Annotated in this window: 24 protein-coding genes; 12 read left to right on the forward strand and 12 right to left on the reverse strand. The window is 25.8% G+C overall.

The genetic code is table 11. The annotated features are described in order from the left end of the window. Positions 1-107: 107 nt before the first annotated feature. Positions 108-617: a hypothetical protein gene (locus tag GBG18_RS12890; protein ID WP_152191663.1), complete on the forward strand. Its 510-nt coding sequence runs from the start codon at positions 108-110 to the stop codon at positions 615-617. Positions 618-672: 55 nt separating this feature from the next. After that, positions 673-2,232 (forward strand): FMN-binding glutamate synthase family protein, encoded by a 1,560-nt coding sequence (locus GBG18_RS12895; protein WP_152191665.1) that lies wholly within the window; start codon positions 673-675, stop codon positions 2,230-2,232. On the opposite strand, the gene GBG18_RS12900 is transcribed toward GBG18_RS12895, so the two are convergent. Beyond that, on the reverse strand, positions 2,222-3,103 hold the full coding sequence (locus GBG18_RS12900; protein WP_152191667.1) for an RluA family pseudouridine synthase: 882 nt from the start codon (positions 3,101-3,103) through the stop codon (positions 2,222-2,224). The two genes, GBG18_RS12895 and GBG18_RS12900, sit on opposite strands and share 11 nt — an antisense overlap. A gap of 92 nt (positions 3,104-3,195) precedes the next feature. Between GBG18_RS12900 and GBG18_RS12905 the strand changes: the two genes are divergently transcribed. From GBG18_RS12905 to GBG18_RS12925, 5 genes are read left to right on the forward strand one after another with little or no spacing between them, the layout of a single operon-like run. Then, positions 3,196-3,681, forward strand: a complete 486-nt coding sequence (locus GBG18_RS12905) for a GreA/GreB family elongation factor (RefSeq protein ID WP_152191669.1) — start codon at positions 3,196-3,198, stop codon at positions 3,679-3,681. Then, positions 3,681-4,595 carry a class I SAM-dependent methyltransferase gene (locus tag GBG18_RS12910; RefSeq protein ID WP_152191670.1) on the forward strand — a complete coding sequence of 305 codons (915 nt, stop codon included), beginning with the start codon at positions 3,681-3,683 and terminating at the stop codon, positions 4,593-4,595. Before GBG18_RS12905 ends, GBG18_RS12910 begins: the two co-directional genes overlap by 1 nt. Further along, the gene (locus GBG18_RS12915) at positions 4,596-4,811 is read left to right on the forward strand and encodes a cysteine-rich CWC family protein (RefSeq protein ID WP_152191671.1); all 216 of its coding nucleotides are present in this window, start codon (positions 4,596-4,598) and stop codon (positions 4,809-4,811) included. It abuts the gene before it with no gap. Between the two features lie 59 nt (positions 4,812-4,870). After that, positions 4,871-6,112, forward strand: a complete 1,242-nt coding sequence (locus GBG18_RS12920) for an L-lactate MFS transporter (protein WP_152191673.1) — start codon at positions 4,871-4,873, stop codon at positions 6,110-6,112. Between the two features lie 11 nt (positions 6,113-6,123). After that, entirely contained in the window at positions 6,124-6,501 is a 378-nt protein-coding gene (locus tag GBG18_RS12925; RefSeq protein WP_152191674.1) for a group III truncated hemoglobin, read from the forward strand. Between the two features lie 4 nt (positions 6,502-6,505). Here the strand turns inward: GBG18_RS12925 and GBG18_RS12930 are convergent, their stop codons facing one another. Next, positions 6,506-7,165, reverse strand: a complete 660-nt coding sequence (locus GBG18_RS12930) for a TVP38/TMEM64 family protein (protein WP_152191675.1) — start codon at positions 7,163-7,165, stop codon at positions 6,506-6,508. A gap of 64 nt (positions 7,166-7,229) precedes the next feature. Continuing rightward, positions 7,230-7,919, reverse strand: coding sequence for an SDR family NAD(P)-dependent oxidoreductase (locus GBG18_RS12935; RefSeq protein WP_152191677.1), 690 nt, complete (start codon positions 7,917-7,919; stop codon positions 7,230-7,232). A gap of 132 nt (positions 7,920-8,051) precedes the next feature. On the opposite strand from GBG18_RS12935, the gene GBG18_RS12940 reads away from it, so the two are divergent. Continuing rightward, the gene (locus GBG18_RS12940) at positions 8,052-9,185 is read left to right on the forward strand and encodes a hypothetical protein (RefSeq protein WP_226896492.1); all 1,134 of its coding nucleotides are present in this window, start codon (positions 8,052-8,054) and stop codon (positions 9,183-9,185) included. A gap of 31 nt (positions 9,186-9,216) precedes the next feature. Here GBG18_RS12940 and GBG18_RS12945 read toward each other — a convergent pair whose 3' ends face one another. Then, positions 9,217-11,151: a L,D-transpeptidase family protein gene (locus tag GBG18_RS12945; RefSeq protein ID WP_152191679.1), complete on the reverse strand. Its 1,935-nt coding sequence runs from the start codon at positions 11,149-11,151 to the stop codon at positions 9,217-9,219. Between the two features lie 262 nt (positions 11,152-11,413). Between GBG18_RS12945 and GBG18_RS12950 the strand changes: the two genes are divergently transcribed. Continuing rightward, the gene (locus GBG18_RS12950; RefSeq protein ID WP_152191681.1) at positions 11,414-12,682 is read left to right on the forward strand and encodes a hypothetical protein; all 1,269 of its coding nucleotides are present in this window, start codon (positions 11,414-11,416) and stop codon (positions 12,680-12,682) included. Positions 12,683-12,684: 2 nt separating this feature from the next. Here the strand turns inward: GBG18_RS12950 and GBG18_RS12955 are convergent, their stop codons facing one another. Continuing rightward, positions 12,685-13,344 (reverse strand): tRNA-uridine aminocarboxypropyltransferase, encoded by a 660-nt coding sequence (locus tag GBG18_RS12955; RefSeq protein WP_152191683.1) that lies wholly within the window; start codon positions 13,342-13,344, stop codon positions 12,685-12,687. 109 nt (positions 13,345-13,453) lie between these two features. On the opposite strand from GBG18_RS12955, the gene GBG18_RS12960 reads away from it, so the two are divergent. The 3 genes from GBG18_RS12960 (at position 13,454) to GBG18_RS12970 (ending at position 15,930) form a co-directional block, all read left to right on the forward strand. After that, positions 13,454-14,035 (forward strand): hypothetical protein, encoded by a 582-nt coding sequence (locus GBG18_RS12960; RefSeq protein ID WP_152191685.1) that lies wholly within the window; start codon positions 13,454-13,456, stop codon positions 14,033-14,035. A gap of 99 nt (positions 14,036-14,134) precedes the next feature. Beyond that, complete coding sequence (locus GBG18_RS12965; protein ID WP_152191687.1) at positions 14,135-14,785, forward strand: hypothetical protein; 651 nt, start codon at positions 14,135-14,137, stop codon at positions 14,783-14,785. 44 nt (positions 14,786-14,829) lie between these two features. Next, a complete protein-coding gene (locus GBG18_RS12970) occupies positions 14,830-15,930 on the forward strand; it encodes an AI-2E family transporter (RefSeq protein WP_226896501.1) in 1,101 nt (366 codons plus the stop codon). Between the two features lie 10 nt (positions 15,931-15,940). Here the strand turns inward: GBG18_RS12970 and GBG18_RS12975 are convergent, their stop codons facing one another. The 7 genes from GBG18_RS12975 to GBG18_RS13005 form a co-directional block, all read right to left on the reverse strand. Further along, positions 15,941-16,288 (reverse strand): hypothetical protein, encoded by a 348-nt coding sequence (locus tag GBG18_RS12975; RefSeq protein WP_152191689.1) that lies wholly within the window; start codon positions 16,286-16,288, stop codon positions 15,941-15,943. A 20-nt stretch (positions 16,289-16,308) separates the two neighbouring features. Then, complete coding sequence (locus GBG18_RS12980; RefSeq protein WP_152191691.1) at positions 16,309-17,610, reverse strand: ATP-binding protein; 1,302 nt, start codon at positions 17,608-17,610, stop codon at positions 16,309-16,311. Between the two features lie 2 nt (positions 17,611-17,612). Continuing rightward, positions 17,613-18,146 (reverse strand): heme NO-binding domain-containing protein, encoded by a 534-nt coding sequence (locus GBG18_RS12985; protein WP_152191692.1) that lies wholly within the window; start codon positions 18,144-18,146, stop codon positions 17,613-17,615. Beyond that, positions 18,143-18,637: a HugZ family pyridoxamine 5'-phosphate oxidase gene (locus GBG18_RS12990; RefSeq protein ID WP_193311151.1), complete on the reverse strand. Its 495-nt coding sequence runs from the start codon at positions 18,635-18,637 to the stop codon at positions 18,143-18,145. The genes GBG18_RS12985 and GBG18_RS12990 overlap by 4 nt, the downstream gene beginning before the upstream one ends. After that, positions 18,637-21,018, reverse strand: a complete 2,382-nt coding sequence (locus GBG18_RS12995) for an ATP-binding protein (protein ID WP_152191696.1) — start codon at positions 21,016-21,018, stop codon at positions 18,637-18,639. The genes GBG18_RS12990 and GBG18_RS12995 overlap by 1 nt, the downstream gene beginning before the upstream one ends. A 111-nt stretch (positions 21,019-21,129) precedes the next feature. Next, positions 21,130-21,456 (reverse strand): YegP family protein, encoded by a 327-nt coding sequence (locus GBG18_RS13000; RefSeq protein WP_152191698.1) that lies wholly within the window; start codon positions 21,454-21,456, stop codon positions 21,130-21,132. Positions 21,457-21,515: 59 nt separating this feature from the next. Beyond that, the coding region (locus GBG18_RS13005; protein WP_152191700.1) for a DUF937 domain-containing protein at positions 21,516-22,051 on the reverse strand (536 nt) is incomplete at its 5' end.

Below are 22,051 nucleotides of genomic sequence, written 5' to 3' on the forward strand. Positions count from 1 at the left end.
TTCTTTTGTTCATTATATTATAAACAAAATATATTTACTGTTTGTGTACTCTGAAGTTTATAAAAGTTTATGATAAAATAATATTAAATATTATCAAAGGTGTAAGTATGAAATTAATTTATTTATTGTGTTTTATTTTATTTTTCTCATCATGTTCAAAAAGTTCTATAAATAAAAAAACTTCAAATATTGATGTTTTGAAATTAGAAAAAAGTAAAGAAATTTGGCTTAATCATAAAAAAGACTCAAATAACTCATATACATATTTTACAAACTTTGTAAGTTGGTCGGGATTTGGACATGAAACACAAATAACAGTCAAAAATGGTATTTTTACAAAAAGAGAATATACTTCTTGGAATAAATTAAAAGAAAATACATGGATAGAGACAAAAAAAGATTTAGGAAAACATAAAGCTGGTGCTAAATTAAAACTTATTGATGATTTATATATAGAGTGTAAAAATATATTAGAAACAAAAGATAAATTATCAAATAATATATATCTAGGTTTTGATAAAAAAGGTCTGCTAAGTTATTGTTTATATGCACCTAAAAACTGTGCTGATGATTGTAGTAACGGTATTCAAATTAAAGAGATAAAATTTACTAAATAATTATCATTTTAACCTTATTGTGAATATAATATCTAAAATATAAAAAAGAGAGAAGATGAAAAAAAATGCAAAGATTATATTAATATCTTTAGCTGTATTACTTGCTATATGGCTAATTATAAAAATTTCGTTTCTATGGTTAATCATAATTATTTCAGGTCTTATTGCTTTAGGAATTTATGATTTAAATCAAACTAAGCATTCTTTATGGAGAAACTTTCCTATAGTTGGACGTCTAAGATGGGTTTTAGAGGATTTAAGACCACCTATGAGACAATATTTTATGGAGTCAGATATAGATGGAGTTCCTTTTAATAGACAGCAAAGAAGTTTAGTATATAGACGTTCTAAAAAATTAATTAGTACTATCCCTTTTGGAACAAAAGTTGATGTTTATAAAGCTGGATATGAGTGGATAGGACACTCTTTAAATGCTTTAAAAGCTAAAGATTTAGACCATGACCCACGTGTTTTAATTGGAAAGTCTTTATGTTCAAAACCTTATAATGCAAGTATTTTTAATGTATCAGCTATGAGTTTTGGAGCACTTAGTTCAGCAGCTGTACGTTCTTTGGCCTACGGTGCTAAAATTGGTGGTTTTGCATTAAATACAGGTGAGGGTGGTATAAGTAAATATCATCTTGAAGCAAATTGTGATTTAATATGGCAAGTTGGAACTGGTTATTTTGGTTGTCGAAATCAAGATGGAACTTTTAATGAAATCTTATTTGAATCAAAATCAAAAAATGAAAATGTAAAGATGATAGAATTGAAACTATCTCAAGGTGCAAAACCAGGACATGGTGGAATTTTACCTGCAAATAAAAATACACCTGAAATTGCAGAAGGAAGAGGTGTTGAACCACATACTAGAGTTGATTCTCCACCTGCTCACTCAGCTTTTTCAACTGCAAAAGAGATGATGGAGTTTATTACAAAATTGCGAGAGTTATCAGATGGTAAACCAATTGGCATTAAACTATGTATTGGTAGAAAAGAAGAGTTTATTAATCTTTGTAAAGTAATGCATGAAACAGGGTTAAAACCTGATTTTATTACAGTTGATGGTGGTGAGGGTGGAACTGGAGCTGCTCCATTGGAATATACAAACTCTGTTGGAATGCCTTTACGTGAAGCTTTAGTTTTTGTAATTGATGCTTTAATTGGTTTTAATTTGAAAAAAGATATCAAAGTTATTGCTTCTGGAAAAATATTAAATGGAATGGATATTCTAAAAAAATTATCTTTAGGGGCAGATTTATGTGCAAGTGCTAGAGGTATGATGTTTTCACTTGGTTGTATTCAAGCTTTAGATTGTCATAAAAACACTTGTCCAACAGGAGTTGCTACTCAAAATAAAAGATTATCAAGTGCATTAATAGTTGAAGATAAAAAACAAAGAGTTGCAAATTATCATGAGGGAACAATTGAAAGTTTTATAGAATTGTTAGCATCTTCTGGTTTAGATGATTTTGAAAAATTAACTAGAAAACATGTATTTTATAGATTAGATGAAACTAAATATAAAAGATATGATGAGCTATATAAACCTTTAAGAACAGGAGACCTTTTAAAGCCTCCTTATCCAAAAGATTTTAAAAGATTTATAAGTTAAAATCTTGTTTTGAACAAAATTTATATTGAGTATTTAAATACTCAAACTCTAAAGAATAAGCATGAAGAAGAAGTCTTTTATCTCCGGATAAAGTGATTCTTTCTTCTTGTGATACTTTCTTTCCTAAAATTTTATTGGCAATCCCTTCTTCTAATCCATAAATTGGATCACCAACAATAGAATGATTTATTGAGTCTAAATGCACTCTTATTTGATGTTGTCTTCCTGTTATTGGAATTGCTTGTATTAAAGTTTGATTTTTACTTTCATTATAAGAAATTGGTTTTATAAAAGTTGTAGATTTTTTTCCATTTTTATCTGTTTTCATTTTTATTTTTATACTGCCCGTATCATTTGTAATTGGAGTATTTATTTCTATATCGTTTTTAATCTCACCTTGAACTATTACTTTATAAGTTTTTTTAAACTCTCTATTTTCAAATTTTTCTTTTAGAATCATTTCTGAGAATCTATTTTTAGAAACTAAAATTAATCCTGAAGTCTCTTTATCAATTCGATGAACTAGTGAGGCATCATCTTTAAAGTGATATTTGATTTCATCTAATAGTGTATATTCATTGTTAATTGATACAGGATGAACTAATAATCCTGAGGGTTTATCAAATATTGCAAAATGCTCTGTTTGAAAAAGCGGTTTAAGACCTTTTGTAATAGCTTCAAATATATTAATTTGAATAAAACCAGATTTTATAGTTTGATTTTTTTGTAATCTTCTATTTTTATCATCTAAAACCTTTCCTTTTGCTAATAAACTTTGTGATAGTTTTAAAGATAACTTTGCATCTTCAATTAAAAAATCATCAATTAACTTTTTATCTTTAACATCAAATTTTTTTAGTATATATGGCAAATTTAGTCCTATTAATTAATTAGAGTGATTATACAATATATTTTAAAAAGATAAATAATAGAAGTAATAGGCTTTTTGTGCTTTAATATCAAATGGCAAAAGAATTAATCACAAGTTTCGGATTTGAAAATATTGTAAAAGAGTTTAAAAAACTACTTGAAATTGAAAAACCTTATTGGGTAAAAGAAAAAAGAATAGCTGCTGAACATGGTGATAGAAGTGAAAATGCGGAATATATAAGCGCTAAAGCAGAAATAAGAAATATTGATAAAAGATTGCGGTTTTTAAACAAAATTATAAATAATAGTGAAGTTATAGATATTTCTAAAATCCCTCATAAAAAAGTAAATTTTGGCTCACAAGTCACACTTTTTGATTTTAATGAAAATAAAGAGAAAATATTTATAATAGTTGGAACCTATGAGACAAATCCAAATGAAAATAGAATATCAAATAAATCCCCTTTAGGAAAAGCCTTATTAGGAAAAGAGTTAAATGATGAGTTTGAGTTTAAAATAAATGAAAATATTTTAGAGTATGAAATATTAAAAATAGAACAATATAAAATGGAAAAATAGTGAAAATTGAAGAACTAAAAGAGTTAATAGTAAAAAATATAGAAGATGTAGATGAAGAGTTTAAAAGAGTTTTTCATGGGCGTGGTAATTATTATGAAAATTATAATTTTCTAACAATTGATTCAATTGATAAGATTTTGTTTATAGTTTTATTTGAAGAGATTGAAAAAGAAAAAGAAGCCGAATTATTAAAAATGATTAAAAATATTTTTGCTTCAACTAATCATGAAACTTTAGTATTACAAAGAAGATATTTAGATAAATCTCCTTGTGAAGTGCTAGTTGGTAGTTTAAAAGAAGAAAATATTGCAATAGAAAACTCTATAAAATATAAAATAAGTTTTACAAATAAAAATATTGGTTTTTTCCCAGATATGAAAATAGGGCATGAGTATATTTCCCAAATTGCAAAAGATAAAAATGTATTAAATTTATTTTCATATACTTGTGCTTTTTCACTAAGTGCAGTCAAAGCAGGTGCAAGTAAAGTTGTAAATGTAGATATGTCAAAAACTGCTTTAACAATAGGTCGAGCGAATCATCATTTAAATAATTTGAATACTTCAAATATTCATTTTATGCCTTATAATATTTTAAAATCATGGAATAGAATAAAAAAGCAAGGTCCTTATGATATCATCATAATAGACCCACCTTCTTTTCAAAAAGGAAGTTTTGCAGCTAGTAGAGATTATGAAAAGATAATTAAAAAACTAGAACAACTAGCAGCTAAAGAGTGTATAGTTTTTTCTGCACTTAATGCTCCAGAACTTGATACAGATTTTATAAAAAATATTTTTAAAAAGTTTGCACCTACTTTTATATTTGAAGAAAGATTAGATAATCTAAAAACTTTTCCTGCAATTAATGAAGAAAAGTCTTTGAAAAACTTGATTTTCAAAAAAGAAGAATAGATGACTTTTGAAACTAAACTTTGTCCTTTTTGCAAAAAAGATAATAATTGTGAAGTTTTAAAGCCAAGTTCTTGTTGGTGTATGAAAACAAAAATACCAGATGAATTAAAACTTCTAGTCCCATCTTTAGAAAAAAATAAATCTTGTATTTGTAAAACTTGTGTGCAAGAGTTTATAAAAAATCCAAGTTCCTTTAAAAGTAAATACTCTTTTTAATCAATTCTAAATAGTTTTTGATACAATTCATCTAATTTAAAAAATTGGGGAGAATTATTTTGATTGAAAAAAATAGATGGCTAATGGCTCTAAGTGCTGTTGGTGTTCATATTTGTATAGGTTCTGTTTATGCTTGGAGTGTATATGTTAAGCCTATTCAAGAGCAAATGTCTTGGACTTTAACAGATGTTACAATTGCCTTTAGTATTGCAATATTCTTTTTAGGATTATCAGCTGCATTAATGGGAAAATTTGTTGAAAAAAATGGTCCTAGAGTATCTGCAATAATTGCTGCATCACTATTTGGTTTAGGAACAATGGGTTCAGGCCTTGCAATAATGATGGAATCAAAAATGCTTTTATACTTTTTCTATGGAGTATTAGGTGGTTGTGGTTTAGGAATTGGTTACATCTCACCTGTTTCAACACTAGTAAAATGGTTTCCAGATAAAAGAGGAATGGCAACAGGTCTTGCAATCATGGGATTTGGTTTTGCTTCTGCAATTTGGGGTCCAACTATAAAAGTTTTAATTGAGGCTGTTGGAATTTCTGGAACATTCTTTATTTTAGGTGCTCTTTATTTTGTAGTAATGTTTGCATCTGCACTGTATTTAGAAAAACCAGAAGAGGGTTATTTACCTAAAAAATTTAAGAAAAAAATTAAAGAAGGTAAGAAAAAGTTAAAAGAAGATTTAGCCCTTTTAGGTTTAAATGAAGCTGTTAAGACTCCAAGATTTTATGGGTTATGGTTGATGTTATTTATAAATGTTACATGTGGTATTGCAATTATTGGTGTTGCTTCTCCTTTATTACAAGAAGTAATAGGAATTTCAACAATCGCAGCAGCTGCAGCTGTTGGGTTAATGGGAATATTTAATGGAGCTGGTAGAATTTTCTGGGCTTCATTATCTGATTATTTAACAAGACCTGTTGTATATATCATTTTCTTTGCAACTCAAGCAATTGCATTTTATATATTACCAACAGTTACAGAAATTGTAGTATTCCAAGTTTTATTATTCTTTATAATGTCTTGTTATGGTGGTGGTTTTGCCTCAATTCCAGCATATATTGGAGATATTTTTGGAACAAAAGAGTTAGGTGCAATTCATGGTTATATCTTAACAGCATGGGCAGCAGCAGGACTTGTTGGACCACTTATTATCTCTATGGTTAAAGATTCAACGGGTTCATATTCACAAACATTATATGTATTTGCAGGTTTCTTCGTAGTTGCCTTTATAATTTCAATTTTAATGTTAATAAATATTAAGTCTATTGAAAAGAAAAAACAAAAATAGTAAGGATATGTATGCTAGATAATGAAATTACAAAAGAGAATTTAAACAAATTAGTAGTAACTTTTTACACTAAAGTATTAAAAGATGAAGTATTAGCTCCTTTTTTTATAGAAAAATTAGGTGATGATTTAAAGTCAGATATTTGGCAAAAGCATATTACTCTTCTTACAAATTTCTGGTATACAATATCTTATGGAAGAGGTGAGTATAATGGCTCACCTTTTGCTCCTCATATGCAAATTCAAGGCTTACACAAAGAAGCTTTTGAAACTTGGTTAAGACTTTTCTTCTCTTCAGTTGATAAAATTTTTACTGAAGATATTGCAAATAAGTTCAAAGAAAGAAGCTCAATTATCACAAGTAATTTTATGAGAAATTTAAATATATAATATTTTAAATAGTACTTGTTTTTTTATTAAACTTCATAAATAACATCCATGTAAACCAAAATATAGTAGTAATTCCAAGTGCGGCATAAATTGCTGGCATTGGATTATCTAAATTACTAATAGAGCCTGCATAGCTCATAACACAAACATAAGGTATTGTTCCTAGAAACCATGCGAGTAAAAATCTTTTAAATGACATATTACAAGTACCTGCTAAACAAGATGATATTTCAGGAAGCATAGGAACGGCTCTTGATAAGATTAATACTAAAACACCATGTTTATTAAATAAATTTGTCATTTCTTGCTTTTGTTCTTCATCTGAAGATAATTTATCTAAAATTTTTTCTCCATACTTCTTTGATAAAAGATATCCTGTTAAAGAAGCACATAAAAGACCAAGTGTTGTATAAAATAAGGCTAATTCAAAGCCTATAAAATATCCTGCTAGTATAATAATTGTCATAGTAGGAACAGCTATAAATAAATCAATAAATAGTAAAAATACTATTAATCCACCTAAAATATATGAGGGTTGTGATTTTAAATCTGTAAATATTGCTTTAATATCATCAACAGTTAGAATCCCACTGAATTTAATAGCTAATAGTGTAATTGTAAAGATACTTGCTAGAATTAGTATTGTTTTTATTAAAAGTTTCATTATATAATCTCATTGTTTTTCATAGATTATAAAGATAAATAGTTAATGAAAAGTAAGAGAGATATTAAATCTCTCTTATATCAACAAAAGAGCCTGATTCAAACTCATCAACTCTTTTTATAAACTCATCTATTTTTTTTGCAGCTTCACTTGGCTTTTGAATAATTCCTGCTTTTAAAACTTTTGCTGAAGTAAAGATATCATCGTCTATTTCCTGTCTAATATAGTCAGTCATAGGTGTCTGAATTACACCTGGTGCTAATGCTATAACTTTTGTATTAAGAAGCTCTTTTGAATAAAGACTTACTAGCATATTTAATCCAGCTTTTGATAAAGAGTATGAAGCCCAACCTTTTGAAGCATTTTTTGAAGCTCCTGAAGATAGTGCAATAATATTTGTAGTATTAATTGTTGCTAAAATATCTAAAAGCTCTTTATTTGAATACACATTTAACTCATAAACTCTTTGCATCTCTTCTATACCTAACTTACTTAGTTCTTTTATTTCTCCAAGCATTCCTGCATTTAAATAAGCAATATGAATATCTTTAATTGAGCTAATAAAGTCATTTAGTTGCATTTTAATTAAAGAAATATTCGATAAATCAAAGGAGTGAAATACAAAATTCTTATTATTTATATCTGGCTTATTTCTACTAATTCCATAAACTTTATAATCTTTGTTTAAATAGTAGTTTGTAAGTGCTAGTCCTAAGCCTGAACTACAGCCTGTTATTAGAATATTTTTTGACATTTATTATTTCCTTCACATATAAATTATTATTTACTTATATTATATACTAAATTAAACTTGATTAATATTTATTTAGATATAATCGTTACACTTATAAATAAAGGAAAAAAGTATTTATTTACTTTAATAATTTTGCAACAATTTAATATTACAGAAAAAATAAAAAATTTAGATATACATGACTTAGAAGATAATCTATTTCATTATCCATACGATAGTAAAAGTTTAAAATCATTATTTAGAAACAATATATCAGAAGACAATCCTGCTTATATATCCTCTTACAGTAGTTTTAGAGGAGAAGTTTATGAAAATGTTGTTTATGAACTTTTACTTCAATATGCTTTTAGTGAAGAGCTAATTACTAGGTTTATACTAAAAGGACCATATCAAGATAAAGAGAATGCTTTTATAAAAAGTGGACTTCTAATAGATAGAAGTGCTCAAATAGTATATAAGTCAGCATATAAAGATATTAGTGAGTTTGATGCTTTATTCTTTACTAAAGATTCAGTTTACTTTGTGGAAATGAGTACATCAAAAAAAACTGCAAGTTTAAATAAACGATTAGTAAAAAAATATGCACTTTTAAAAATGATTTTTCCTACTTTAACAATCAGAGCTTTAATAATTGTAACAAAAGGGTCAGTTGGTTTACGAAACTTTCCTGATTATGCAACAGTTTGGGTTACTAAAGATTTAGATAATGATGATTTAATAAAACGAATTATTTTTGCAAAAAAGACTAAAAAGAATATTACAACTTTAAAAGCTCAAAAACATAAAAAATATATTGAAACATATAGAGTTAAATATCAAAAATTTCAATATTTTCCAACCTTAGAATGGATTTTAAATAAATCAAGATCTCATCCTAAATTTCCGGTTGATTTAAAGTTTTTTTCATCTGCAAAAATAGGATTATTTTTTGATATCTATACAAAGCTTTATATTGGTTATATTTCAAAAGATGATTTTTTAGTTTTATATCCAGAATTTAATCTAAAAGTAAAAACAAATAGAGTTATTGTAACTATTGAAAAAGTTAATCAAACTGAATTAGATTTAGTTTATTATGCTAAAGAAGAGAATGGTAAATTAAAAAGAATTAGGCTTCAAGAGAATGAAGTTTCTATTAAAGATAAAGAATTAGACGGTTTTACAAATGCAGAAGTAAGATTCTTTATGAAGGTTCTAAATCCTAAGCATATATTATATGTTTCAAATATTAATCATATAAAAGATAATTTACAACTAATAAAATAAAAAGAGTTTAACTCTTTTTATTTTTACTTTCTTACATATATTTATTTGATTTATACATTAATCTTTTTTGAATTTTATCATATTTATAAATATCATCTCTAAATTGTAAGTTATTGTTTTCATCAACCCATGATGTAAGATATACCATATGCACAGGTATTTTTTTCTTTAATCCAATTTGTGTTTTCTCAATATCTTCTAAAATATTACTAGCTTTATCAAAATCTAAATTATCATCTCTTGATGCAATTGCTTTTAATAATTCCTTTGGTTCTGCTAATCTTACACATCCATGAGAATAAGCTCTTTTAGTATAGTTAAAATATCTTTTTGCAGGAGAATCATGTAAATAAACAGCATATTTATTAGGGAACATAAATTTCATTCTTCCTAATGGGTTTTTATCACTTGGAATTTGAATAAATCTCATAGTAGGACCTTTTTCTGGTTCAACTACTTCTTCTGTTTGTACCTCTTCTCCATTTACAATAGTAGTTGTTATATTTGTTGTAGCAACTCTATTTTCATCATATAAACTCCAATCAATACTATTTAAATCGAATTCAGCAGAATTGTGGTCCCAGTTTTCATGTAATCTAATACCTCTACCATCTAAATAACTAGGGTTTTTAACTAACTTTGGAATGATTTCTCTTTTTACAATTCTAGGAGGTATTCTCCAGTATGGATTTAAAACAATAAAAGACATTTCATTTGAGAAAATTGGAGTAGGATTCTTTCTTGTTCCTACAACTGTTTTCATATCAAGTTTTACTTCATTGTTCTCATACATTTTTAATCTGTAATCAGGAATATTAACTAATAAGTATTTTTCTCCAAGTGATCTTGGAAGCCATCTCATTCTCTCTAAGTTAAGTCTCATTTTAGCAATTTTACTTTCAACAGAGATATTTAAATATTTTCTTGTTGTAGGTCCTACTATTCCATCAGCTAATAAACCATGGTTCTTTTGAAATGAAATAACTGCTTCTTTTAAATCTTCATCATAAACTTCACAAGTATCAGGTTTAACAGCATTTGCAACTTGAGCATTTACTTGTAAATTATCTTCTTTTCTTTGTATTTGTGAAATAGTATCAGGTGTAATATCATTTTGAATATCACAAGTGTTCTCTTTTAAATCTTTACTTTGAAGTAATCTTTCTCTTAATATTTTTACAATATCTGAAGTATCTCCAAGTGTTAACTTTTTAAACTTTGGAAGTTTAATATATCCACCTTCTAAAGATAACTTTTCAAAATCGTTTATTGTAGAAGCTAACTCTTTTGCTTTTGGATAAGTATAATTTACTTCGTTAAAAGCAAATGATAAGTCATTTTGAATAATTGCTTCTTTTAAAAGTTTTGCAGTGTTTTTATTAACATTGAATTTTTCCCAATCTGTAAGTATTTCTTCTTTTTCATCAAGTTTTCTAAGCTCTCTTTTAAAGCCTTTCCAGTTGATATATCCTTTTGATAAATATCTCATATATTTATCATAAATACTAGTAAGCATAAAATCTATTTTTGTCATGCTTTCTAAATATTTATCATCTGTTTTTTCTAACTTTGTAAGCTCTTTTAAAATCTTTTCAAGATTAAATGCTTTTTTTATATTTGGCTTTAATACGGGATCATTTTTAATTGTTTCTAATAAAGTAATTGAAATATCTTTTATTCCATTTTTATCACTCCAAATTAGTTGATTATTAAAGTTTTTATAATAGTTTTTTATTGATGATTTAGATAAAAAAGAGTTAGGTATTTTTCTGTAAGATAGTAGTTTTTTAACAGTTTGTGTACTATCATTAATAAATATTTCTTCTAAACTAGGGGCTATATTATCTACTTTTACATATTTCTCATTTAGGACTTCTTGCTTGATTTCAGATGGCTTAATATCTGTTGTTGCAAAGAGTGAACTAGAAAGAAATAAAGCAGATAATACAAACTTTGAATTGTACATAGGTATTATCTCCAAACGAATTTATAATTTTTGCATATTATAGTCAAAAAAGAAGAAAAATATCTTTAATAATTATATAAAAATTTAGAAAATATCTCAAATAATCAACTTTCTTATTAAAATGGTAACAGAATCTTGATTTTTAGATAATTATATTCTAATTAAATGCATAAATAAGAAATAACTAAATAATAGATAATTAATAAATAGAGCTTTAATATTAAAAAGATATAATAGAAAATAATTAAATTGTAGGAACTTTATGAAATTATTTTTTGGATGGATTATACTGTTTGTTTTTATTTTGTTTTCATTTTATTATGTAAATTTGAATTTAGAAAAAAGTGTAGATATTAATGAATTAATTAACATATCAAATACAGAAAATAGTATTACTTATTCTGCAAAAGATACAAACAATGAAAATAATATCATTGAGTTTTCCTTAGAAAAACAGAATGAAATTTTTGTTATAAATGGAAATAGAAGTGAAAATAATTCAAAGGGCAAAAAAGAAATAACTATTGAGATAGAAAGAGAAAACAGAGATGTTGTTTTGATTTTAAACTCAAAGGAACAAACTATTTGGAATATTGTCCCAAGTGAAAATACAAATATAAAACTAGTAGTTTACGATACTAAAAGTAGTGTAGTCTCTAAAAGATCAATTTATAAATATAAAAAAAGTATAGATTTAGATATAAGTTTGGAAAATATAAAATTCATAGAATTATTAGGCTATGTTAAAAAAATTACACAAAAAAATAAAATTGATTATTTTTACAGTAAAGAATTATTAGAAAATAAAATTGAACTTAAAAACACTCAATCTGATCCTAAACTATCTTTAAATTATTTATTAGCAAAAAAAACAAAAAGTAATTTTGAATTTGAATTGATTTCAAAAGATAATAAATTTATTCCATTTTCTTTAAATGGACCTAGATTTAATGAAGACAAATTTACAGAAATAAAAACTAATGTGGTAAGCTCTCCTGATAAAACAAAAATATATGAAATAGTTACTAATGGTTTAAAAATAACGAATATATTAACAAAAAAAGAGATATTAAAACCTATTCCAGTTTTAAAGAAAATAATAAATCCAAAGGGTATTGCTTATGATGATTTAAGTGACATGATTTATATTGCAAGTAAAGATGGAAAATTTTATATTTTTGATGCACAGACTGAATCTTGGAAATCAATTAGGAAATATATTGATGATTTTTACATAAACTCATTATCTTATGATACTTTAACGAATACATTTCTTTCTTCAAATTGGAAAAAAAATGGACTTATTGTTTTTGATCAACAAGGAAATTTTGATAATGAATATAGCTTAGAAAATAAGCTTTTAGGTTTTAATTATCATTTTAAAAAATCTTCTCTTGAGTTACCACAACTTTTTCTTGTTCCAAATGGAGAGAATATAGGAATAGTTTTAATTGATAAGTTTGTACAAAAAATTTGGCTTTTTAATAAGTTTGATAGAAAGGCAATTCTAACTTATAATTACAGGAATTAAGTTTATTTATAAGAAAAACTTTTTTTGAATCTTACATATTTTTTATCTTCACTTGTACAAGATATTTGAAAATCAATCATTTTTTTAAAAGGATTTAAAAAATCTTCTAGATGTGATTGTTTTATATCTTCAATATTATGCTTATTTAATTGTTCTAAAACACAAAGTGTCGATTCTATTGTTGATAAACAATGTTCATTTGGTTGAGTTTTAATTGTAAAAATAGATGATTTATCATGAGTAAAACTTACTTTTTTTAAAGATGATAAATTTTTACTAAGTCTTAATATTTTTTTTGAGCAAGGCCATGTTGAATCTATTATAAAAATTAAAGCATTTTTTTTCAATCCTATTTTTTCTTCATTTAGTTTTATTGAACTCTTACTTGGATATAAAACAAAAGGTTCATATTCATCATTATCTAAAAGTGCATTTATTCTTTGATTGTTTGAAAAGTCAATTCCAACATGAAGCTCACAGTTTTTTATAGAGTTGTTTGTTAAGTGACCTGTTCCATTTTTTGTTTTTTTAAACTCTTTTGGATGCATTAAAATTACAAATTTTGTATTTGTTTCAATGGGTTTAATTATATGTTCACACATACATGAGCTTTTTGGTCTATAACATTTATAACATTTTTCTCTATTTGTAAAATCTTCCAAGTCTAACTTTCAAATTAATTTTTGAAATTATAGTCAAATAGTTATTATATTTATAAATATTTTTGATTAAATGATTATAATTGCATAAATTTAATTAAGTGAGATATAAATGATAATACTTGAAGCTATAGGTGCAATCTTTTCTATAATTGGTGCATATTTGATGTCTTTAAGTAGCAAAGAAGATACAAAACCTTTATATTTTGGATTTATTAGTTTCTTTATTTCAAATCTTGCCTTACTTACATTTTTTTTATTAAATGGAAAAGTTCCTGTAATTATTCAAATGGTTTTATTCTTTATTACAGCAATTATTGGAATATACAAGCTTACTAATAATAGAAAAAGAGACATTTATATCATGTCTGGAGTACTTTTTATTTATATACTAATTCTAATAATTACAGTTTTCCCTAATATTACAAATATTGATTTTAGTATATTAATTATAGATTTTATTGCCTCTTTTATTGCAATACTTGGAAGTTTCTTATTATCAAGTCACAAACATATCGTTAGAGGGTATGCGTTTATTTGTTTTTTTGTTGCTGATATTGTGTTCGTTTATATAGGATATACAAATGCATACTATTTTTTCATGATTCAATCTATATTTTATCTATACACTAGCTCAAAAGGTTATTATAATACAATGAGAAATGAAATTGATTATTTTCTTACTAAAAAATAAAAAAGTAACTAGAAAAGTTGATAAATAATTTTTATCTGTAAAATTAAGAAAAAATTAAGAATTGTACAAGTATAATATTGGATAATAAAAGGATAAATTATGAATGATATAAATCCAAGCCAAACAAATCAATATTTAAATGCTTTTAATGAGAATATATTAAAAGCTAGTGATGCAATTGCTAACACAGAATCTAGTTCTACAAAATCACTTGAAACTCAAAATGAAACTAAACTTCATAATGCTGCTGTTAGTGTTTCAATATCTACTCATAGTATTATGAATTATTTAAAAGTTAAAAGTACTGAAGCCACACAAGGTAATACAAGTGCACAACAAATTTTAACAAACTTAGTTAGTGGAAATAATGAGTATGTAAACTTTTTTAGTGGAAAAACTACAGAAAGTGGAATGTCTTTAGAATCAATTGGTTATGAAGGTAAGGCTTTAAATGAATTAAGCCAAGGTGAAGCAAAAGCCTTAGTATCAGAGGGTGGATTCTTTGGAATAGAGGAGACATCAGCAAGAGTTACTTCATTTGTAATAAATATGACAGGAGATAATATTGAAGCTTTACAAGAAAGTAGAAAAGGCTTAGTTGATGGTTTTGAACAAGCACAAAAACTTTTTGGTGGAGAACTACCTGATATATCTATAAAAACACAAGAAAAAAGTTTAGAAGTAATTGATGCTAAAATTGCTGAATTGTTAAAAACAGATGCACAAAAGGCTGCAGAGAAAGAAGTTTAAATAAACTATTAGTTATTATATTAAATAAATTAAAAAGGTAGATATTGGACCACTTAAAAAAAAATATAGTAACGAAAAATAATTCTCCTGCAAAAATATATAATACCAATTTTGCAGCTGCATTTTATTTTTTTGCATTTTTATCATTAGTTGTTTTTACTTTTTCTAGCTTAAGTAAAATCTTAACGCCTATTGCAATAGCAATACTTATTTGGTTTTTAATAAACGCTCTTGCAAATCAAATAAAAAGGCTTCCTTTTATGAATTCAAATTTAGGTGAATTCATTTCTATTCCTCTTTCTTTAATAATTATTGTTATTTCAATGCTTCAAATAGGAAGTTTCATAGCTTCAAGTATGGTTGAATTAAGCTCAACAATTGCACAATTAGATGATAAGTTCTATGCATTAATTGAAAAACTTTCATTATCAACAGGATTTGATTTATCAGATAAATTTGAGAAGTTATTTGAACAGTTTAGTATTGCTTCTTTAATAAATAAAGTAATAGCTGCTTTTAGTTCAATAGTTAGTAATATTATGCAAATTTTATTATATGTTTTATTTCTACTTTTAGATCAACGTTTTTTTAATGCAAAAATTAATGCACTTTTTCCTAATTATGAAAATAGAGCAAAAGCAAAAGATATATTATCAAGTGTTTCAAAAACAATTAGAATGTATATTTCAATCACTACAATAATTAGCTTATGTACAGGTTTCTTAACTTATTTAATATGTGAATTCTTTTCAGTTCAAGGTGCAGTTCTTTGGGGATTCTTGGCATTTATTTTAAACTTTATTCCAACAATTGGAAGTATAATTGCAGTAGTTATTCCAACCTTATTTGCACTTGTTCAGTTCTCAGAACTTTCAGAAGTTTTAATAGTTCTTATTTCTCTTGCTTCTATTCAGTTTGTAATTGGAAATATAATCTATCCTAGACTTATGGGAAATAAATTAAATATTTCTCAATTTGTAGTAATTTTATCTCTTGTTATTTGGGGAGCTATGTGGGGAACGGTAGGAATGTTTTTATCTGTTCCTATGATGATGATACTTTTGATTATTCTTTCTCAATTTGAAAATACAAAAGCGATGGCTATTTTAATTTCAGCTGATGGAAAAATATATTCAAATAAATAAAAATATAGCTTTATTCTCCATTTAAGACACTAAGAACAGTAGTTCTACTTGTCTTAAGCTTGGAGCTTATTTTTGCTATATTTATCTCTCCTTTGTCAGTATAATACTCTTCATCATCTAGCATTTTTAAAATAGTATCTTTCTTTTCTAGTATTTGTTGTGAACTCTCTTTAGTTTTAAAAGTTAAATCACTTTTACTCATTGTTTTTAGTTCTTCAATATCTCTTTTTATAGTTGGTATTGTAACTTTTAAAAGTTCAGCTAATTCTTTAGGTTCTTCAATACCATCTTTAATTAGTTTATCTAATGCTATTCTTCTAGTTTTTATTTTTCTTCTTCTATGATATGATATTTTCATTGCTTAAATCTCAATATTTTTTAAGAAAATTTATTTAATATATCTATAAATTTATCTACATTAAAAGGTTTAGATAAATAATCATCCATTCCATAGTTTATAAACTTCTCTTTATCGCCCTCTAATGAATTTGCAGTTAATGCAATAATTGGTGTTTTTAGTTTATACTCATTCTTTAATATATATGTTGCTTCAATACCATTTAATATAGGCATATTAATATCCATTAAAATAATATCAAATTCCTCTTCTTTACATTTATCAATAGCTATTTGACCATTTTGAGCAAGCTCAAAGTTGATATTTAAGTCTTTCAAAATTTCAGATATTAAAAGTGAATTAATTTCATTATCATCAACAACTAAAATATTTAAATTTTCAGTAGTCTTATTTTTACTTATTTTTAGATCTAAATATTCTTCTGTAACTTGTTCGTCATTTTGTGTTTTTTCTAATTCAAGTTCGAAGTAAAAAGTACTTCCTATATTCTCTTTACTTTCTAACTTTAATTCTCCTGCTAATAACTTTACAATTGTACTTGAGATATTTAATCCAAGTCCTGTTCCACCAAACTCTCTTGTTGTAGAATTATCAGCTTGCATAAAGGCTTCAAAAATTTTATCTTGTTTTTCAAATGGAATTCCACATCCCTCATCTTGTACTGAAAATAGCAATTTTTGTTTATTAATAGAATTATTTTTTAACTCTATGTTAATATTGATTTTTTTATTTTTATTTGTAAATTTAATTGCATTAGTAATTAAGTTAGATAATACTTGTTTTAATTTATGAATATCTACATATAAAAAATCAGCAATTTTTTCATCAATATTAAAAGTGTAAACTATTTCTTTTTTTTGTGCATTTTCTGAAAATAATAAGATGTTATTTTTAAGTTCTTTTTTAATATCAACTTTTACTGAATCAATTACAGTTTTGCCACTTTCAATCTTAGAGAAGTCTAGAATATCATTTATTATTGACATTAAGGTTTTAGTTGATGATTCAACTATATCTAGATATTTCTTTTGTTTTTCATCTAATTTTGTTTTTAAAAGTAATTCTGTGAACCCTAATATTCCATTCATTGGTGTTCTAATTTCATGGGACATATTTGCTAGAAAATTAGACTTGATTTCTTTTGCAGTAGTTGCAATTTTTAAAGCTTCTTCTAATTCTAGTGTTCTTTCATAAATTGATTTTTCTAGATTTTTATTTATATTATATACTTCACTACTTTTTTTCTCTAATAGTTCTTCAGCTTCTTTCCTTGCTTTTCTTTCTCTTCTAAAACGTTTTTCCCAAGGACTCTCTTCTGTCATTCTTATTTTTCCAGTTCCAATGTAAATCTTGTGATATCATTAACTTTTTCTTGACTTATAATTATTTTTTCATTAAAGTTTTTTGCAGAGCCTTTCATTAAACCAATTGCAAATGGTTCTAAGTGCTTACTTGAAATGTAATCAATTACTACTTTATTTTCACTTCTATTTATTAGATTAAACTTCGGTAAATCAGCACCTGGATATAGCTTTTCAACTTCAGGATGAATAATATTGTCTACCTTTGATATTAAATCTAATGAAGATTCAAAATTATTTTTTAACTGTGGATTTAAAGATATTAGTCGTGTAAACATATGCTCCCCAAAAATCTCTAAAAGTTTTGGTATTTCAATATTTGATTCTTTACTAAGTGCAGCTAATAGTTTTACTAGTTCTTCAAAAGGATAATTTCCTGCTTGTGTAAAAGCCCCATCGTTAGCCAAATTTGCATCTTCAATAATCTTATCTGCCATATCAAAACCAAAGTTATCCTCAACATATTCAAGTAATTCTGTAAAAACTAAACCTTTCATTTTCCATGTCCTTTAGTACCTGTATTTTCTCGTTCAACAAATTGGCTAAAATCTTTTCCACCTAAGTTATAGGCTTTACCAAAACCAAAAACTGCTTCTCCATAAAAGGGAGTAAATTCAAAGACATGAAAATCTTTCATGCCTTTTAACATTGTAATCATACCATCATCAAATTTTATCTTAAATTGTTCTAATAAATCTATCTCTTCTTTTGTGTCTTGCTTTATCACATTTGAATTACATTGTACCATTGCTCTTTTTCTAGCAAAAATATTTAAACATTTACTTTCATCTTCTACAAAAAATAGACTACAAATATTTTTATTTTTTAAGTTTGTTGTGTGCTTTGCCATTAAAGATATGTAAACATAATATTTATCTTCTATTTTAATGAAGGGTGCATAAGATGAAAATGGGTTTCCTTTTTCATCAATTGTACTCATACTTAAACTTTTAAAATCTTCTAAAAACTCATTTAAATCTTTTGCCATTATACTTCTTCCCATAAAATTTCTATTTTTGTATTATAAATATCTTTTCTTCTTAAATTTAAAGAAAACTCTTCAATTTCATAGTTTGAGATTGAAAACTCTTCATTTATTTCTTCTATTTGAATTTCTAACTTTTCTTTTAATTCTTGGGCTTCTTGATTAATATTTAATATATCTTCTTCAACAAATTTAACATCTGATCTCTCTTTTAATATATCAGATGCTCCCTTAGCTCCTCTTGCTACTTTTCCCATATTTGTCTTTGAAAGAACATTATTTCCAAAGAATGCACCTAGTATTGATGTTCCTATTGATATTAAAGTATTTGTTGTTTTTGAGGCTGCTTGATTTTTTTCTTTTTCTAGTTTAACATATAATTTATCTAGTTTCTTCTCAAGTGAAGTATTAGCTTTTTCAAATTTAATTTGAAGCTTTTCTACTGCTTCATCAATGTTTTCATTTAATCTATCTTGCACTCTTGCTCTAAAATCATTTATTGATTCATCTTGTTTTGATGTTATTTTTAACTTGCTATTTTTAAATAATACTAGTTTATTATTTCTATAAATATGATTATCAAAGTTTTTTGAAATTAGTTTTACTTCTCTTTGATTTTGTAAGAAACTTGGTAGCTCATAAAAAATAGAGTTTGTTCTTGCTCTTGTTTCAAAAGATGAATTCTCAATATCTTCAAGCTCTTGAAAATCTATATCGTTCATTCTTTCATCTAAGTAAATTTTATATTGTAACTCTTGGGTTTTATCAATTGCTTTACTTGTATTTACAAAACTTATAGTAGTAGAACATAATAAATATGCTTGTAGTGAATATTCATCACTTTGAGATATGTATGAGTATTTTTGTTCAATACTATTTGGAATAATAGGTTTTACATACTCTTTACTTTTTTGTACTGTTTCTTTTCTTGTTTCTCTTTGAATATTAGTTTTATTAGAAGTGATTTTTTCTTTTAATTTAGCTATTTTATCACTCATTAATTTTTTAATATCATCTTTTGATATAGGACCTTTCAAGTATGATAAAACCCATCTTGTTTTAAATATTTTAATATTGTCTTCATTTATATTTTTCATTATAAATGTTCTTTTTTCAAGGTTTGATATTGTACTCATTAACTCTTTTTTATCAACTTTTCCATTAGCAGCTGAACTTAATCCATCAATAACTTTCTCTTTATCTTGTTTAGTTTGTAATCGGCCAATAAACCAAGTTCCAATATTTGATAAACCTTTATAATCAATATCAACAGGATTTTGAGTAGAAAGTATAACTCCAAGTCCAAAAGATCGTGCTTGTTTTAAAAGTGTAAGCATTGGTTGTTTTGATGGTGGATTTTTCGATGGTGGAAAATATCCAAATATTTCATCCATATAAAGTAGGGCTTTAAGTGATGATGTTCCTTCTTGTCTTCTCATCCATGAGAGCATTTGATTTAGTAAAAGTGATACAAAAAACATTCGTTGAGCATCATCTAAATGTGAAATTGAAAATATTGATACTTTAGCTTTTCCTTTTTCATCATATAAAAGGTTTGAAATATCTAAAGCCTCTCCTATAATCCAGTTTTTAAAAGATGGGTTTGCAATTATTGTATTTAATTTTAGTGCTAATTTTAATCTATCATCTTGTTTAAAAAATGTTTCTAAATCAAAAATTCCAACTTTAGAAAAAGGTGGAGTTACTATTAGCGAAATTAGTTCTTCTAGTGTTAAATCTTTAGCTTTTGTATATGCATTCATAAAAATAGAACTAAGAAGTATATTCTCTTTTGATGAAGAGTCACTATTAATATCTACAAGTGAAAGTAGCGATGAAACAGTTGAATTTATAAGTGAAGTTAATAAATCATGATCTTCTAAAACTTCAATTCCTGGAGCTTTAAAAGAAGATAAAATAGAAATAGGAACACCTACTGTACTTCCTGGTGTATAAATAGTAAAATCAGCTGCATTTTTTAGTTTTGTAATTCGCTCTTTACTTTGAAAATCTCCTGTAATTCCTTTTTCCCAAAGACTCGCTGTATTAGCAGCTTGTTCATCTATTGTAAGACCGTTATTTATTGCATCTTGCTCTTCAATCCAAGGTTTGAAATCATTTGCTTCTAAATTAGGAAATGTTAAAAGTAAATTTCCCATATCACCTTTGGGGTCAATAATAATTGATGGAATATTATCAATAGCTGCTTCTTCAAGTAATGAAATACCAAGACCTGTTTTTCCACTTCCTGTCATTCCAATAATTGCGGCATGTGTTCTTAAATCTTTGTTCTTATATACAAGAGGAACAGTAGTGTCTTCATCAACTTTTTCTTTTCCAATATAAAAAAGTTTTAATTTTTCATAATCAATAGTACTATTCATGATAGACCTTTTATAATTTTATTCATGTAATTTTGGGATATTATAGCAAAAAAAAAGTGAATGCCTAAAATATAAGCATTCACTTTTTATATATATTTTAAAAGAAGTTTATTATGCTTCGTTAACTTCTGCATCAGCTGAATCAGCTTTAAGTTCAGCAACAGCTGCAGTTCTTTCTTGCTCAGTTGCGAATAAAGCACTTGTTCCTACAACTTGACCATTAGTAGCTTTAATATTAAAAAAGAACTTACCATTAGTTGATTCTTTAAATTCATATCTAGCATCATCTTGACAGTTTTTTCTAACTGATTCAATTCCATTTTTAGCGCTTGGTTTTTGAGAGTAGTTTTCACTCTTAACAATTGTTTTTCCCTCAGCATTTACATAAATAAATGAAAATGGTTCTTTTGCTTCGCTTTTTCTTAAGTTAATTGTCATATTTTTTCCTTGAGTTTATTTGTGATATTTTATTTGAAAATAATTTAAAATATTCTTATTTAAAAGAATTTTTTTGCCATACCCATTAAATCGTCAACTACAGAACCATCATTATCTTGGTCTATAAAGTTTGTTAACATTGATGTAATGTCATTTGTATTTGATGTATCTGTTGCACCTAGATTTGTTTTTTGATTTAAAGCACCCATTACAAGAGGAGCTAACATCGGTAATAAAGATGAAATAGATGTTGCATCAACACCACTTTTAGCACTTAATTCATTTGCAACATCACTTTCATTAGTATCTAGTGAAGAGAATAATTCGCCTAGCATATTTGAATTATCAGAATTATCAATTGCATCAGGATTGTTTTTTAATGAATCTAAATCAGTATTTGAAATCATATTTATTAAATTTCCTGAATCATTAGTACTTGCTAAGTTTTGCTTTGCACCATCAACTAACTTTGGAGCTACTTGTGAGACAATATCTTGAATTGAACTAGTATCAATACCAGTTTTAGCAGAAATTGCACCTAATATATTTTCATCTAAACCATTTTTTAATATTGTTTCTAAAATATTCATCTTTT

It is taken from the genome of Poseidonibacter ostreae, assembly GCF_009208075.1.
In the GTDB taxonomy this organism is placed as follows: domain Bacteria; phylum Campylobacterota; class Campylobacteria; order Campylobacterales; family Arcobacteraceae; genus Poseidonibacter; species Poseidonibacter ostreae.

Excerpts from the sequence above, each read along its gene's own strand:
- GBG18_RS12935 (WP_152191677.1), bottom strand. The coding sequence starts at position 7,919 with ATGTCAAAAAATATTCTAATAACAGGCTGTAGTTCAGGCTTAGGACTA.
- GBG18_RS12980 (WP_152191691.1), bottom strand. The coding sequence starts at position 17,610 with ATGACAGAAGAGAGTCCTTGGGAAAAACGTTTTAGAAGAGAAAGAAAA.
- GBG18_RS12960 (WP_152191685.1), top strand. The coding sequence starts at position 13,454 with ATGATAATACTTGAAGCTATAGGTGCAATCTTTTCTATAATTGGTGCA.
- GBG18_RS12915 (WP_152191671.1), top strand. The coding sequence starts at position 4,596 with ATGACTTTTGAAACTAAACTTTGTCCTTTTTGCAAAAAAGATAATAAT.
- GBG18_RS12975 (WP_152191689.1), bottom strand. The coding sequence starts at position 16,288 with ATGAAAATATCATATCATAGAAGAAGAAAAATAAAAACTAGAAGAATA.
- GBG18_RS12905 (WP_152191669.1), top strand. The coding sequence starts at position 3,196 with ATGGCAAAAGAATTAATCACAAGTTTCGGATTTGAAAATATTGTAAAA.
- GBG18_RS12895 (WP_152191665.1), top strand. The coding sequence starts at position 673 with ATGAAAAAAAATGCAAAGATTATATTAATATCTTTAGCTGTATTACTT.
- GBG18_RS12990 (WP_193311151.1), bottom strand. The coding sequence starts at position 18,637 with ATGGCAAAAGATTTAAATGAGTTTTTAGAAGATTTTAAAAGTTTAAGT.
- GBG18_RS12930 (WP_152191675.1), bottom strand. The coding sequence starts at position 7,165 with ATGAAACTTTTAATAAAAACAATACTAATTCTAGCAAGTATCTTTACA.
- GBG18_RS12950 (WP_152191681.1), top strand. The coding sequence starts at position 11,414 with ATGAAATTATTTTTTGGATGGATTATACTGTTTGTTTTTATTTTGTTT.
- GBG18_RS12925 (WP_152191674.1), top strand. The coding sequence starts at position 6,124 with ATGCTAGATAATGAAATTACAAAAGAGAATTTAAACAAATTAGTAGTA.
- GBG18_RS12985 (WP_152191692.1), bottom strand. The coding sequence starts at position 18,146 with ATGAAAGGTTTAGTTTTTACAGAATTACTTGAATATGTTGAGGATAAC.
- GBG18_RS12965 (WP_152191687.1), top strand. The coding sequence starts at position 14,135 with ATGAATGATATAAATCCAAGCCAAACAAATCAATATTTAAATGCTTTT.
- GBG18_RS12995 (WP_152191696.1), bottom strand. The coding sequence starts at position 21,018 with ATGAATAGTACTATTGATTATGAAAAATTAAAACTTTTTTATATTGGA.
- GBG18_RS12945 (WP_152191679.1), bottom strand. The coding sequence starts at position 11,151 with ATGTACAATTCAAAGTTTGTATTATCTGCTTTATTTCTTTCTAGTTCA.
- GBG18_RS13000 (WP_152191698.1), bottom strand. The coding sequence starts at position 21,456 with ATGACAATTAACTTAAGAAAAAGCGAAGCAAAAGAACCATTTTCATTT.
- GBG18_RS12890 (WP_152191663.1), top strand. The coding sequence starts at position 108 with ATGAAATTAATTTATTTATTGTGTTTTATTTTATTTTTCTCATCATGT.